This window comes from Planococcus sp. SSTMD024 (genome assembly GCF_041320495.1).
GTDB lineage: Bacteria > Bacillota > Bacilli > Bacillales_A > Planococcaceae > Planococcus.
In genome coordinates this window covers 150474-165477 of sequence record NZ_JBGGNS010000019.1, presented here as the reverse complement: position 1 = coordinate 165477, position 15004 = coordinate 150474, and the positions used below count along the sequence as shown (strand labels likewise).

At 51.1% G+C, this 15004-nt stretch carries 15 protein-coding genes; all 15 read left to right on the top strand.

The window, feature by feature from the left end:
• Positions 1-315 precede the first annotated feature (315 nt).
• The 15 genes from AB9R92_RS04690 to ahrC all read left to right on the top strand — a co-directional run bounded on the left by AB9R92_RS04690 (position 316) and on the right by ahrC (position 14992).
• Positions 316-2874, top strand: coding sequence for a vitamin B12-dependent ribonucleotide reductase (locus AB9R92_RS04690; RefSeq protein ID WP_370668345.1), 2559 nt, complete (start codon positions 316-318; stop codon positions 2872-2874).
• Positions 2875-3035: 161 nt separating this feature from the next.
• Entirely contained in the window at positions 3036-3476 is a 441-nt protein-coding gene (aroQ, locus tag AB9R92_RS04685) for a type II 3-dehydroquinate dehydratase (protein ID WP_370668344.1), read from the top strand.
• 5 nt (positions 3477-3481) lie between these two features.
• Positions 3482-4540, top strand: coding sequence for a M24 family metallopeptidase (locus tag AB9R92_RS04680; protein ID WP_370668343.1), 1059 nt, complete (start codon positions 3482-3484; stop codon positions 4538-4540).
• Positions 4541-4557: 17 nt separating this feature from the next.
• Positions 4558-5118 (top strand): elongation factor P, encoded by a 561-nt coding sequence (gene efp / locus AB9R92_RS04675; protein ID WP_370668342.1) that lies wholly within the window; start codon positions 4558-4560, stop codon positions 5116-5118.
• Positions 5119-5244: 126 nt separating this feature from the next.
• Positions 5245-5757 carry an acetyl-CoA carboxylase biotin carboxyl carrier protein gene (accB, locus tag AB9R92_RS04670; RefSeq protein ID WP_370668341.1) on the top strand — a complete coding sequence of 171 codons (513 nt, stop codon included), beginning with the start codon at positions 5245-5247 and terminating at the stop codon, positions 5755-5757.
• Between the two features lie 12 nt (positions 5758-5769).
• Positions 5770-7122 (top strand): acetyl-CoA carboxylase biotin carboxylase subunit, encoded by a 1353-nt coding sequence (gene accC / locus AB9R92_RS04665; RefSeq protein WP_370668340.1) that lies wholly within the window; start codon positions 5770-5772, stop codon positions 7120-7122.
• Between the two features lie 14 nt (positions 7123-7136).
• Positions 7137-7532: an Asp23/Gls24 family envelope stress response protein gene (locus tag AB9R92_RS04660; RefSeq protein ID WP_058380877.1), complete on the top strand. Its 396-nt coding sequence runs from the start codon at positions 7137-7139 to the stop codon at positions 7530-7532.
• A gap of 164 nt (positions 7533-7696) precedes the next feature.
• Positions 7697-8086, top strand: a complete 390-nt coding sequence (gene nusB, locus AB9R92_RS04655) for a transcription antitermination factor NusB (RefSeq protein ID WP_370668512.1) — start codon at positions 7697-7699, stop codon at positions 8084-8086.
• A 17-nt stretch (positions 8087-8103) separates the two neighbouring features.
• Positions 8104-8979, top strand: coding sequence for a bifunctional methylenetetrahydrofolate dehydrogenase/methenyltetrahydrofolate cyclohydrolase FolD (gene folD, locus AB9R92_RS04650; RefSeq protein WP_370668339.1), 876 nt, complete (start codon positions 8104-8106; stop codon positions 8977-8979).
• Positions 8980-9051: 72 nt separating this feature from the next.
• Positions 9052-10404: an exodeoxyribonuclease VII large subunit gene (xseA, locus tag AB9R92_RS04645; protein ID WP_370668338.1), complete on the top strand. Its 1353-nt coding sequence runs from the start codon at positions 9052-9054 to the stop codon at positions 10402-10404.
• Positions 10405-10641: an exodeoxyribonuclease VII small subunit gene (xseB, locus tag AB9R92_RS04640; protein WP_068869076.1), complete on the top strand. Its 237-nt coding sequence runs from the start codon at positions 10405-10407 to the stop codon at positions 10639-10641. It begins immediately after the preceding gene.
• The gene (locus AB9R92_RS04635) at positions 10638-11516 is read left to right on the top strand and encodes a polyprenyl synthetase family protein (protein ID WP_370668337.1); all 879 of its coding nucleotides are present in this window, start codon (positions 10638-10640) and stop codon (positions 11514-11516) included. Before xseB ends, AB9R92_RS04635 begins: the two co-directional genes overlap by 4 nt.
• A gap of 94 nt (positions 11517-11610) precedes the next feature.
• Positions 11611-13521 carry a 1-deoxy-D-xylulose-5-phosphate synthase gene (gene dxs, locus AB9R92_RS04630; RefSeq protein WP_370668336.1) on the top strand — a complete coding sequence of 637 codons (1911 nt, stop codon included), beginning with the start codon at positions 11611-11613 and terminating at the stop codon, positions 13519-13521.
• The gene (locus AB9R92_RS04625; RefSeq protein WP_370668335.1) at positions 13518-14363 is read left to right on the top strand and encodes a TlyA family RNA methyltransferase; all 846 of its coding nucleotides are present in this window, start codon (positions 13518-13520) and stop codon (positions 14361-14363) included. Before dxs ends, AB9R92_RS04625 begins: the two co-directional genes overlap by 4 nt.
• Positions 14364-14542: 179 nt before the next feature.
• The gene (ahrC, locus tag AB9R92_RS04620; protein WP_058380870.1) at positions 14543-14992 is read left to right on the top strand and encodes a transcriptional regulator AhrC/ArgR; all 450 of its coding nucleotides are present in this window, start codon (positions 14543-14545) and stop codon (positions 14990-14992) included.
• Positions 14993-15004 lie beyond the last annotated feature (12 nt).

The following is a 15004-nucleotide window of genomic DNA, read 5'->3' as shown; positions in this document are numbered from 1 at the left end:
TTCTGGGCAAATCAGAGGCAATCCTGTGAAAGCTGCAGGCAGGAAGCGCGCTGCTGGTGGGCTTTCAATTGTCAAGTGCTTTCCCGAAGGAATTAAATCGATTTTTGCGCTGAATTATGCGAACATACGTGTCTTTCGTCTCATTTTAACGAAAGGCAAAACGCCAAACCCTTGTCATTGCTCAGTTATCTGCTGTGGCGAATTTTCCATCAGAAAAATGTTATTGCGAGTGGGTTTCAATATATAGTATCATGGGAATTGTAATAATACTATATATAGTGTTAACTCCATATAATATAAAGGAGGATTTGTCAAATGGTTTCCGCCACACAATCCGAATATACATTAAACGTCGAGTCCCTGAACAAAGACATTGAAGCTTTCCCCCAAGTCCACGCGGTAACAAAGGACATGAAAAAAACCCATAAAGGCGTATCCCGCCTGGTCATGATTGACCGCTATTCCTTCAAGGACACAAGCAAAAGCACATTAAAGCCCGGTGATTTCGTCGTGCTGACGGTCAAAGAAGACCCGAAATTCCCGGCGCGCGGCCTCGGCTACATCGTCTCGATCGACAAAGATGCCAACAAAGCGCGCGTCTGGATCGAAGAAGATTACCGCAGCGCCATCGACAAGCCTGAAGAGGTCGAACAAGGCATCGTCAACCGGCCAATCGATGTCATCGAAAAACCGCTCGAAGTATTTTATGAGCAAATTGCCAAACGCAATGCCACTGGGCTTTCAGCAGTCGAGACAACCCCTGAAAAGCAAAGCGAATGGTTCACGAAATTCTACGAGCAGCTCGTCAACTTGAATTTCGTTCCTGCGGGCCGTGTGCTGTACGGGGCAGGCGCTGACACAGATGTCACATATTTTAACTGCTACGTCATGCCATTCGTCGCCGATTCGCGTGAAGGCATCTCAGACCACCGCAAGCAAGTGATGGAAATCATGAGCCGCGGCGGCGGTGTCGGTACGAACGGGTCGACACTTCGCCCGCGCAATACGCTGGCAAGAGGCGTCAACGGCAAATCATCCGGTTCTGTTTCCTGGCTGGATGACATCGCAAAACTGACACATCTCGTCGAACAAGGCGGTTCGCGCCGCGGCGCCCAGATGATCATGCTTGCCGACTGGCATCCGGACATTGCGGAATTCATCATTTCCAAAATGCAGAACCCGCGTATTTTGCGCTATTTGATCGAAAACACAGAAGATGAAACGATCAAACGCCTGGCGAACGATAAATTGAAGTTCAAACCGCTAACCGAGCAGGAAGAAGCGATGTACCAAGGATTGCTCAATTACCGGACGATTCCGGGCATGGGCGGCTTCAACGAAAAAATCATGCGCGACGCGGAAACGAAACTGCGCGACGGCGGCACATTCTCCGTCCATAACGAAGAATTCCTTACCGGCGCCAATATTTCCGTCACCTTGACGAAAGACTTCATGGAAGCAGTCGAAAAAGACGAAGATTTCGAATTGCGTTTCCCGGCGGTCGAATCCTATTCAAAAGAAGAGATGGCCGTCTACAACGAAGAATGGCATAAGATCGGTGATGTTCGCGAATGGGAAAAAATGGGTCATAAAGTCCGGACCTACCGCGTGATCAAAGCGCGCGAACTGTGGAACTTGATCAATGTATGCGCGACATATTCCGCAGAACCGGGCATTTTCTTCATCGATAACGCCAATGAAAAAACGAACGCGACCGCATATGGCCAAAAAGTCGTGGCGACGAACCCGTGCGGTGAACAGCCGCTTGCGCCATATTCCGTATGCAACTTGGCGGCCGTCAACTTGGCACGCTTTGCGGATCCGAAAACGAAGCAAGTCGATTTTGAAGCACTCAAAGAAACGGTGCGCGTCGGCGTGCGCATGCAAGACAACGTCATCGATGCAACGCCTTATTTCCTGGAAGAAAACCGCATCCAGGCACTCGGCGAACGCCGTGTCGGCCTTGGCGTCATGGGCCTTGCTGATCTGCTCATCTATTCGGACCGTGAATACGGATCGCCAGAAGGCAACGAGCTGGTCGATGAGATTTTCAAAACGATCGCAGTCGCAGCGTACGAAGCTTCTACTGAGCTTGCTGAAGAGCGCGGCAGCTTCCCGTTCCTTGTGGGCGAAACAGATGCAGAAACCGAGAACCTGCGCCGTGCCTTTACCGAGACCGGCTTTATGCAAGGAATGCCGGAAGAAATCCGCCAAGCGGTGCTTGACAAAGGAATCCGCAACTCCCATCTATTGACGGTTGCGCCAACAGGCTCTACGGGCACGATGGTCGGGGTTTCGACGGGACTTGAACCATATTATTCGTTTACGTATTACCGCAGCGGGCGCCTCGGGAAATTCATCGAAGTAAAAGCGGATATCGTCCGTGAATACTTGAAGAGTAACCCGGATGCAGACGAAGACAATTTGCCGAAAGCATTTGTCACATCGATGGACCTCGCGCCCGAAGCGCATGCTGATGTCCAATGCATCATCCAGCGCTGGATCGATTCCTCGATCTCGAAAACGGTCAATGCGCCGAAAGGCTATACCGTCGAACAAGTTGAAGGCGTCTATGAGCGCCTCTACAAAGGCGGTGCCAAAGGCGGCACAGTCTATGTCGACGGCAGCCGTGATTCGCAGGTGCTGACATTAAAAGCAGAAGACAATACATTCGAAGAAGAACACAAGGAAGAAGATACCGGCAAACGTCCAGTGGTCTTGATCGACACGATCCAAGACTTGCGCTCGACTAATGTCACGATCGGTTCGGAAGTGGGCAATACGTGCCCAGTGTGCCGCAAAGGGACAGTGGAAGAAATGGGTGGATGCAATACGTGCACAAATTGTGCAGCCCAATTAAAATGCGGACTGTAACACAGAACTTCATATAGCCGGAGCGATATTCTCAGGCGGCAAAAGCGGAAGCCCAAAAGGCTTCCGCTTTTTGTATGCATACGCGTCTCCGTCTTCTGGCTTGCTGCGAATTGATCGTATGCTAAAATGGAAAAGGAAAGCCAAGAAAGGGGTGCAAGGGCATGAGAGTCCTGGTGTTGAACGGTCCCAATTTAAACCGTCTCGGCAAACGCGAAAAACAAGCGTACGGTAGTTTTACATTGCAGGAGCTGGAGCAGGAACTGGTGGAATTTGCAGAAAGTGAAAACTTCGAGCTGATGTGCCGGCAGTCCAATCACGAAGGCGAACTGATCGATTGGATTCACGGCGCGGATGATGATGGCATTTCCGGCATCGTCTTGAATGCCGGTGCCTATACGCATACAAGCGTCGCCTTGCGCGACGCCATCGCATCGGTCCAAGTGCCGGTCGTTGAAGTACATATTTCCAATATCCATGCACGTGAAGAGTTCCGCCACCATTCCCATATCGCGCCGGTAGCCATCGGGCAAATTGCCGGCTTTGGCAAGGACGTCTACCGGCTGGGGCTCCAGTCGCTCTTGCTTCGACAACAGAAAGGATGAAACCGATGAAATTGATGAAACTGCGTGAACAAATGCAAAAGCGGGAACTGGATTCCCTGCTGGTGACAAATCCGTACAATCTTCGTTTTATTACAGGCTTCACCGGAACGGCCGGGCTTGCGCTCATCACGCCGAACGATGCTTGGTTCATTACCGATTTCCGCTACACGGAACAGGCAGGGGAGCAAGTCAAGGAATTCAAAGTGGTCCAAGCCCAAAAAGGCTTGATTGACGAAGTGGCGCGCATCGCACAGGAAGCGGCAGTCGAGCGTCTGGCATTCGAACAGGATTACATGACCTTTGCGACTTATTCGCAGTATCAGGAAAAATTATCCGCAACGCTTGAACCGGTTAGCGGCTTGATCGAAAAGCTGCGCATGGTGAAATCACCGGAAGAACTGGCGGTGCTGAAAGCGGCAGCCAAGATCGCCGACGATGCGTTCGAACATATCTGCTCGTACATCAAGGCGGGAATGACAGAACTGGAAGTTTCGAATGAACTGGAATTTTTCATGCGTTCACAAGGCGCGACTTCTTCATCGTTCGACATCATCGTCGCATCGGGCTTGCGTTCGGCATTGCCGCATGGTGTTGCATCCGAAAAGAAAATCGAGCAAGGCGACCTTATCACGCTCGATTTCGGCGCCTTGTACAATGGTTACGTATCGGACATCACGCGTACGGTCGCGGTCGGCGAACCGTCCGACAAGTTGAAGGAAATCTATCAAGTGGTCTTGGATTCGCAAGTATTGGCGCTTGAAAAGATCAAGCCGGGCATGACCGGCATCGAAGCGGATGCCATTGCACGCGATTACATCAAGTCGAAAGGCTACGGGGAAGCATTCGGCCATTCGACAGGCCACGGCATCGGGCTTGAGGTCCATGAAGGGCCAGGGCTGTCGTTCCGTTCCGAAACCGTTTTGGAACCGGGTATGGCTGTAACGGTCGAACCGGGCATCTATTTGCCGGGAATTGGCGGAGTGCGCATCGAAGATGATATACTGATTACCGAAACGGGGAATGAGCGTTTAACGCATTCTTCCAAAGAGCTTCGCATTTTATAACAAACGGAGGAACTACAATGATTTCAGTAAACGATTTTAAAACAGGATTGACCATCGAAGTGGATAACGATATTTGGCGCGTGATGGAATTCCAACACGTCAAGCCGGGCAAAGGGGCGGCATTTGTCCGTTCGAAATTGCGCAATTTGCGCACGGGAGCGGTCAATGAAAAAACATTCCGCGCCGGCGAGAAAGTGGCAAAAGCGCAAATCGACAACCGCAAAATGCAATATTTGTACGCGAATGGCGATATGCACGCATTCATGGATACAGAAACGTACGACCAGATCGAATTGCCGGAAAAAAGCATCGAATATGAGCTGAAATTCCTGCAGGAAAACATGGATGTACAAGTCATCCAATACCACGGCGAAGTGCTTGGCGTAGAACTTCCGAATACAGTGGTCCTCGAAGTGGCTGAAACAGACCCGGGCATCAAGGGAGATACAGCCAGCGGCGGGTCAAAACCGGCAATCCTGACGACAGGTCTCTCTGTCCAAGTGCCGTTCTTTATCAATCAAGGGGATAAACTAATCATCAATACGACCGATTCTTCGTACGTATCGCGTGCCCAATAAGTAAGAAAGGCCTCTTTTAAGGGGCCTTTTTTTAAAATGTCGGCCTTGCTATTTCAAAATGATTCAAAAAAGTCTAAAATGGGGAAGTAGCTAAAAATAAATACATAACAGGGGAGTAGGTATATAATGAAAATCCAGGAAATTCGTGAAATCATCAAATTGGTGGATAATTCATCCATTAGCGAATTCAGCTATGAATTTGACGGCGTCAAGGTCAAGATGAAGAAAAATTCATCCAGCCCTTCACAACCGGCAGCGGTTCAATCAAAAGTGGTTGAAGAACCTGCACAGGCACCAGCGCCAGCAGCTCCGAAACAAGCAGAACCAGCTGAAGCTGCCCCGACCGAACAGCCGGTGCAAACAGAAGCGGCTGAGGCTGCCAACGCGTCAAACGAAGATTTGCATAAAATCCTTTCTCCGATGGTCGGCACGTTCTATCAATCGCCATCACCGGAAGAAGATGCTTACGTAGCTGTCGGAACGAAAGTTTCTGCAGACCAAGTCGTTTGCATCGTAGAAGCGATGAAGCTCTTTAACGAAATCGAAGCAGAAGTGGATGGGGAAATCGCTGAGATCCTAGTCAAAGATGGCCAACTGGTCGAATACGGACAGCCTTTGTTCCTCGTAAAAGCAAACTAAGGGGGGCTGACGATGATGAAAAAAGTATTGATTGCCAACCGCGGGGAAATCGCCGTTCGAATCATCCGCGCCTGCAAAGAAATGGACATCCAGACGGTAGCGGTTTATTCAGAAGCGGATAAAGAAGCGCTCCACGTTGAACTGGCCGATGAAGCCTATTGCATCGGGCCGAAATTGTCAAAAGACAGCTATTTGAACTTTTCCAATATCATTAGCGTCGCAAAACTGACGAATTGTGATGGCATTCACCCGGGATATGGTTTCCTCGCTGAAAACTCGAGTTTTGCGGAGTTATGCGAAGCGTGCGACATCATGTTCATCGGGCCGACAGCCGCAGCGATTTCGAAAATGGGCACAAAAGATGTCGCCCGCGAAACGATGCGCGAAGCCGGTGTTCCGGTCGTGCCAGGCTCGACCGGCATCGTCGGAAGCGAAGAGGAAGGCTTGGAAATTGCTGAGAAAATCGGTTTCCCGGTCATCATCAAAGCGACGGCAGGCGGCGGCGGCAAAGGGATCCGCGTGGCGAGAACGCGCGAAGACTTCGTCAAGGGCTTGAATATGACGCAAAAAGAAGCAGCTGCAGCATTCGGCAACCCGGGCGTCTATATCGAGAAGTTCATCGAGGATTTCCGCCACATCGAAATCCAGGTGTTGGCCGATTCGCATGGCAATGCCATCCACCTCGGCGAACGCGATTGCTCGATCCAGCGCCGCATGCAAAAACTTGTCGAAGAAGCACCATCTCCCGCGTTATCAGCCGAACTAAGAGCTGAAATGGGCGAAGCGGCGGTAAAAGCGGCGCAAGCGGTCAATTACCGCGGCGCTGGAACAGTCGAATTCATCTTTGACGTTGAGAACCAAAAGTTCTATTTCATGGAAATGAATACACGCATCCAAGTTGAACACCCGGTCACTGAAATGATCACCGGCATCGATTTGATCCAACAGCAATTGAAAGTCGCTTCCGGCGAGACGCTCGCTTACAGACAAGAGGACGTGACGTTCAAAGGCTGGTCGATCGAATGCCGCATCAATGCCGAAAACCCGCTGAAAAACTTCATGCCTTCTGCTGGCCGTGTGGATATGTACTTGCCGCCGGGCGGCATGGGCGTGCGCGTCGATTCGGCGATGTATTCTGGCTATACAATCCCGCCTTATTACGATTCAATGGTGGCCAAGCTCATCACATTCGCCGACACGCGCGAGGAAGCAGTGGCCAAGATGAAGCGTGCGCTTGATGAATTTGTCGTCGAGGGCGTCTTCACGACCATTCCATTCCATCTCCGCCTCATGGACCATGAGGTGTTCAAGTCCGGGGACTTCAATACGAAATTCCTGGAAAAATATGATGTAATGGGCTCCTGAGGAGGAATAAGCAGATGGCAGAAAAAGTAATCCCTTACGTAAAAATGAAATCACCCGGTGCCCAGGATCTTGGGAATATCGAAGTCGCATCGGAAGTGCTGGAAATAATCGCCAGCATTGCGGCCACCGATATCGAAGGCGTTGCCAGCATGCGCGGCAATTTCGCTTCAGGCGTCGTTGAACGTTTGGGCAAAAAAGTCCATGGCAAAGGCATCAAAACCGAATTGTCGGATGAAGGCTTAGCGATCGATGTCTATTGCGTCATCGATTACGGCGTCTCGATCCCGAATACCGCCAAGAAAATCCAGGAACAAGTCCGCCAGACCTTGGAGACAATGACTTCTTTGCAGACGCAGGAAGTGAATGTGCACATTACCGGTATACATTTCGACAATCCCCAAGTGGACTGATAAGCAGGCTGGCCGGATCATGCACGAGCATGTCCGGCCAGCCTGCTTTTTATGGAAGCGCTGCGCCAGTGGTGATTTGTTGGAACATTTCAAACTTGGAAGTTCCACGCGATTACCTGTATAATGGGGGGATAATCAGCTTGAAAAAGGAGACCGGAATTATGATGAAACGACACGAAGCACGGGAAAAAGCGCTTCAGACGCTATTCCAGCTCGATGGAACCGAATTGACAATCGAAGAAGCGATGGAACATGTCATGGACGGGGAAACCGACCAGTTCTATAAACTGCTGGTAGAAGGCACGAACAGCAAACAGCAGGAAATCGACGGAAAACTGAAAGGCCATTTGCAGAACTGGTCGCTTGAACGCTTGCCGAAAGTCGAACGCACCATTTTGCGCATGGCTGTTTTCGAACTTGAATATATGGACGATGCGCCGAGCCGCGTCGTCTTGAACGAAGCGATCGAATTGAGCAAGACCTTCGGTGACGATAAATCAAGCCGTTTCGTCAACGGCGTCCTTTCGAAATTCACTGACCAAACTGCGAACTAATCATTGGAGGAATCTACGTGACTGCTGAATTGATTGATGGAAAAGCCGTAAGCCTGAAAATTAAAGAGCAAGTGCAACAACGTGTAGAGAAACTGAAAACAAACGGAATCATCCCTGGCCTGTCGGTCGTTTTGGTGGGCGATGATTCCGCTTCGCAAACTTATGTCAAAAACAAGAAGAAAACCTGTGAATCGCTGGGCATGCGTTCGGATCTCCATTTATACCCTGCTTCACTGACCGAACGCGAACTGCTTGAAAAAATCGATGAATTGAATAACGACCCGGACATCCATGGCATTTTGGTGCAATTGCCGCTTCCAGCCCAAATTGATGAGTTCAAGATCATCACGGCAATCGCTCCCGAAAAGGATGTCGACGGCTTCCACCCGATTTCCGTGGGGAATATGATGATCGGCAAAGACACGTTCCTGCCGTGCACGCCGCACGGAGTGATGGCGCTTCTTGAGCATTACGGCATCGACCCCGCAGGCAAGCACGCCGTCGTCATCGGCCGCAGCAATATCGTCGGCAAGCCGGTCGGCCAGCTGCTATTGCAAAAAGATGCGACCGTGACTTATTGCCATTCGAAAACACAGGACTTGAAGGCGATGACCAAGCAGGCAGACATCGTCATCGCGGCAATCGGCCGTGCGAAGTTCATCGGGGCAGACCATATTAAAGAAGGCGCCGTCGTCATCGATGTCGGCATGAACCGTGACGAAAACGGCAAGCTCTGCGGCGATGTCGATTTCGAAGCGGTGCGTGAGCGTGCCAGCTTCATCACGCCTGTGCCGGGCGGCGTTGGGCCGATGACCATCGCGATGCTGATGGAAAATACCTTGCAGTCGGCTGAAAAAGGATTATCGAAAGACAAAGCCAGCGAAAGCGTGTAAAATGAATAGCAAATAGAGCTGTTTTTCGAAAGAAAGACAGCTTTTTACTTTCCATAGACAGGGGTTGACATTTTGGCGACCGACCCGTACTTAAGTGTTGCAGCATTAACGAAATACATAAAAAAGAAATTCGATGCCGATCCCCATTTGCGTGATGTTTACGTCAAAGGGGAGCTGTCGAACGTAAAAATCCATACAAGCGGGCATATCTACTTCACGTTGAAAGACCAGAAAGCACGCATGCCGGCTGTCATGTTCTCGGCGAAGGCGAAATCGATGAAATTCCGTCCCGAAAGCGGCATGACAGTCCTGATCCGCGGGGATATCTCCGTTTACGAAGCATCGGGACAATACCAATTATATGCCCAGTCGATGCAGCCCGATGGCATCGGCGATTATTATTTGGCGTTCGAGCAATTAAAGGAAAAGCTCGGCAAAGAAGGCTTATTCAATGCTGCGCATAAACAGCCGCTGCCTGCCTTTCCTGAAAAAGTTGCAGTCATCACGGCGCAGACCGGAGCAGCGGTACGCGATGTCATTACGACGCTCAGGCGGCGTTACCCGCTCGCGCGAATTGTGCTGTTTCCGACATTGGTGCAAGGCCAGGGAGCTGTCCAGTCGATTGTCCAGTCCATCCAACAAGCAAACCGCACGGATAGCGACGTCTTGATTGTCGGGCGCGGTGGCGGGTCGATTGAAGACTTGTGGGCATTCAATGAAGAAGCGGTGGCGCGGGCGATTTATGATTCAAGTATTCCCGTCATCTCGGCGGTCGGTCACGAAACCGATACGACGATTGCTGATTTTGTGGCCGATTTGCGCGCAGCCACCCCGACAGCCGCAGCAGAGCTCGCGGTTCCAAGCCGCATAGAGCTGCTTGAGCGTGTCATGGGGCAGCGCCAAGTGATGTTTCGGCTCATGTCGAATGATTTGGAGCAACGGCGCATTCGCCTGGCACAGCTGCAAAATTCCTATCCGATGGCCTACCCGGACCGGCTCTACCGGCCGTTCATCGAGCGCATCGAACGGGCGACGGATGCGCTGCAGCGCGAGACCTTGCTGACTGCAAGGCGCTCGGGCGACCGTCTGGCGATGCTTTCGCGGCAATTGGAAAATCGCAACCCGGCTGACCGCATCCGCCAAGCCGAACGCGATTTGGCCAGCCTCAAAGAGCGTCTCGACCAGCGTATCGCCAATGTATTCCTGCAGCGGGAGCAGCAATTGAAGTCTGCAATCCGTACCTTGGATGCGCTCAGCCCTTTGAAGATCATGGACAGAGGCTATGCAATTCCGTTCAAGGAAGGCGGAGTGGTGAAATCAGTGGATCAGTTGGAGCTTGGCGATCGGCTGAGCCTTTCATTGAAAGACGGGGAAGTCGAGACCGTCATCGAAGCGATCAACCCAAAAGATAAGGAGCGCGACTAAATGGCAGAAAATAACTTGATGTTCAATGACGCAATGGAGCAGTTGGAGGAAATCGTCAAATTGCTCGAACAAGGCGATGTACCGCTCGAAGAAGCCTTGACGCTTTACCAGAAGGGCATGGAGTTGTCGAAGCTGTGCCACGATAAATTGAAAAATGCCGAGAACCAGCTGGTGACGATGATGAAAGACGGAAAAGAAGTCCCTGCTGAAATCGAAGGGGAAGGGAATGCGCAATGAACTTAAAACAATTCAGAACCCATTATGAACCGGTCATCCAGCAGGAGATGGCGGAATTGATCAGTGGTTTGGCGATTCCCGAATCCTTGAAAGAATCAATGCATTATTCGCTTCAGGCAGGAGGCAAGCGGATTCGGCCGATGCTTGTGCTCGCGACGATGCATGAACAAGGTGCAGCCCATCCGGATGCTTTGAAAGTGGCGGCTGCGATTGAAATGATCCATACATATTCCTTGATCCACGATGATTTGCCGAGCATGGACAATGACGACTTGCGGCGCGGCATGCCGACCAACCATAAAATATTCGGGGAAGCCGTCGCCATTTTAGCGGGTGATGCTTTGTTAACGTTAAGCTTTGGGATTCTGGCGCGCCTGGAAGATGTTTCTGCGGAAGACAAAGTGCGCCTCATCGACTTATTGTCGACAGCGGCCGGCGCGGAAGGCATGGTCGGCGGCCAGGTTCTCGATATCGAAGGGGAAGAAAAGCAGCTGAGCCTGGAACAATTGGAACAAGTGCATTTGTTGAAGACCGGAGCCTTATTGACCTATAGCATCATTTCAGGGGCCATCCTTGCAGGTGCCAGCTCTGAGCAATTGGTGGCGCTTTCAACATTCGGCCGCCATCTCGGGCTGGCGTTCCAAATCCAGGATGACATTTTGGATGTAACCGGCACTTCCGAAGAGCTCGGAAAAACGGCCGGCAAGGACGAAACGAGCGATAAAAGCACGTATCCCGGCATCCTGACCTTGCCGAAAGCGAAAGAAAAGCTGGATTACCACGCACAGCAGGCGCTTGGCGCGATTGCGGAACTTCCGGGAGAGCAGCAATTACTTAGGGAATTGACAGAGTTGATTGTCCAGCGAAAAAGCTGAAAATAGGGCTCTTGTTTGTACATTTGCCCTGTCTTGCTATAATATGGGGAGACAACAATACAGGAAAATATAGAAAAAAGGTGTGTGATGGCAAATGGATCTTCATTCGATAACTGGTCCATCTTTCCTAAAAGAGCTAAATCCAGAGCAATTGGAGCTCTTAAGTGAAGATATCCGTCGATTTCTCATAGAAAATCTCTCGAAAACCGGTGGCCATATTGGCCCGAACCTCGGCGTGGTGGAATTGACGATTGCACTTCATCGTGTCTTCGATAGCCCTGATGATAAATTGATCTGGGATGTCGGGCATCAGTCCTACGTCCACAAAATTTTGACGGGGCGTGCAGACCAGTTCGACACGCTGCGCAAGTTCAAAGGCCTGTGCGGATTCCCGAAACGCAATGAAAGCGATCACGATGTCTGGGAAACCGGCCATAGCTCCACTTCCTTGTCTGCAGCAATGGGCATGGCGGCAGCGCGCGATATTAAAAAAGATAAAAATCACGTTATTCCGATCATTGGCGACGGGGCATTGACCGGCGGCATGGCATTTGAAGCGCTGAACCATATCGGGCACGCACAAACCGACATGACCGTCATCCTCAACGATAACGAAATGTCGATCGCACCGAATGTCGGGGCGCTCCATAGCGTACTCGGCCGCATGCGGACAGCCGGAAAATACAATAAAGTCAAAGACGATCTTGAATACTTGCTGAAAAAAGTGCCGGCAGTCGGCGGCAAGCTCGCTTCAACGGCAGAGCGCGTCAAAGACAGCCTGAAATATCTGGTGGTCTCCGGCATGTTCTTCGAAGAGCTCGGATTCACCTATCTTGGCCCGATCGACGGGCATGACCTGGAAGAGCTCGAAGACAACCTGGAATATGCAAAGAAAACAAAAGGCCCTGTCCTGCTTCACGTCATCACCAAAAAAGGCAAAGGTTATTTGCCTGCCGAACAGGATAAAATCGGCACATGGCACGGAATCGGGCCCTATAAAATGGAAACCGGCGATTTGGTGAAGTCTTCCTCCACAGCCCCTTCCTGGAGCGGCTTGATTGCGGAAACCGCCCGCAAGCTTGCGCGTACTGATGAGCGCATCGTCGCCATTACGCCGGCAATGCCTGTTGGGTCAAAATTGGAAGGATTTGCCTCTGAATTTCCTGAGCGCATGTTTGACGTGGGCATCGCTGAACAGCACGCGACCACGATGGCTGCGGGACTTGCAACGCAAGGGATGAAACCATTCCTGGCTATTTATTCGACATTCCTGCAGCGCGCGTATGATCAAGTCGTCCACGACATTTGCCGCCAGAACTTGAATGTCTTTATCGGAATCGACCGCTCGGGCCTTGTCGGGGCGGATGGCGAAACGCATCAAGGTGTCTTTGATATTGCCTTCTTGCGCCATTTGCCGAACATGGTGTTGATGATGCCGAAAGATGAAAATGAGGGCCAGCATATGGTCAAAACCGCCATCGATTACGACAATGGCCCGATTGCTCTGCGCTATCCGCGCGGCAATGGCCTCGGGGTGCCGATGGACGGGGAGCTGAAGGCGATTCCGATCGGCAGCTGGGAAGTGCTGGAAGAAGGGGCGGATGCCGTCATCTTGACATTCGGCACGACGATTCCGATGGCGCTTCATGCAGCGGAGCAATTGCGCGAACAAGGGATCAAAGCGGAAGTCGTCAATGCGCGTTTCATCAAGCCGATGGACGAAGAAATGCTCGCAGCGATTTTCGGACGCAATGTGCCGGTCTTGACGATCGAAGAGGCGGTCTTGCAAGGCGGCTTCGGGAGCGCAGTGCTTGAGTATGCGCATGATAACGGCCATACTGACGCTGTCATCGACCGCATGGGCATTCCGGATCTCTTCATTGAACATGGTGATGTCGCCGAGCTGATGGATGAAATCCATCTCAATAGCGACGAAGTGGTCAAAAAAGTGAAATCACGCGTCCAACAGAATGTCCAGCAACAGGAGCGGTCGAACGCTCTATGAATAAAGTGAAAAAAGAACGGGTGGATGTCTTGCTAGTGGAGCGGGGCATTTGCGAAACACGTGAAAAAGCCAAGCGCGCCATCATGGCCGGGGTGATTTTCTCAGGCAGTGAACGGCTCGAGAGACCCGGCGAAAAAATCCCTGAAGACGCGCCGCTTGAAAAAAAAGGCAATGATCTGCGTTATGTCAGCCGCGGCGGCTTGAAATTGGAAAAAGCACTCGCTGAATTCGATGTCACGGTGGAAGGCAAAATGATGCTCGATATCGGGTCATCGACTGGCGGGTTTACCGATTGCGCATTGCAAAATGGCGCACGCCATGGCTACGCGCTCGATGTCGGCTACAACCAGCTGGCCTGGAAAATTCGGCAAGATCCGCGCGTTACGGTCATGGAACGCACCAATTTCCGGCATTCGAAACCGGAAGATTTCCAGGAAGGCTTGCCGGAAGTGGCGACCATCGACGTCTCTTTCATTTCGTTGCGCATCATCTTGCCGGTGCTGAAGACCATTTTGGTCCCGGGCGGCGATTGCGTCGCACTCGTCAAACCGCAGTTCGAGGCGGGACGCGAGAAAGTCGGCAAAAAAGGCATTGTCCGCGATCCGAAAGTGCATGAGGAAGTGCTGCAAAAAGTGGCAGCTTATGCAATCGATTGCGGTTTCGAAGTAAAGGCGATGACTCATTCGCCGATTACCGGCGGTGAAGGCAATATCGAGTTTTTGTTCCATCTTGTCTCCAACGAACAGGCTGAAAAAAGTGAATTGCCGGATGCGAATTCGATTGCACAAGTGGTCGGCCGTGCACATTCCGCGTTCAAGGAAAAAAATACGCCATCATCATGAAAGGACAGGGGAATATATTTCCCTGTCCTTTTTTTGATAACTTGCCGTAGGAAATGAGTGAAGCTTGCCGTTAAGGGGTAAATAGTTCTAGCGTGGGCAGGAAGTTTCCTTGTTTTCAAAGCGGTTTAGAGGTACGATATAAAGCATATGGAATAATTATTCACTCAAGGGGGAGCACCATGAATAAAGGACAACGTCATATCAAAATCCGCGACTTGATCTCAAATCGCGAAATCGAAACGCAAGATGATTTGGTCGACTTATTGAAAGCTGCGGGCTATGAAGTGACGCAAGCGACCGTTTCTCGTGATATCAAGGAACTTCATCTAGTGAAAGTCCCTTTGCAGGATGGGCGCTATAAATACAGTTTGCCGGCGGACCAGCGCTTTAACCCGATGCAGAAACTGCACCGCGCGCTCACCGATGCCTTCGTCAGCATCGATGGGGCCAGCCATTTTTTGGTCATGAAAACCTTGCCGGGCAATGCCCATGCCATCGGTTCGTTGATCGATCATTTGGATTGGGAGGAAATTTTGGGAACGATTTGCGGGGATGATACGTGTTTGATCATTTGCCGTGATGTGGAACACCGTGAAGTGCTGAAACAGCGTTTGATTGAAATGCTTTAATTAAAGAGGTGG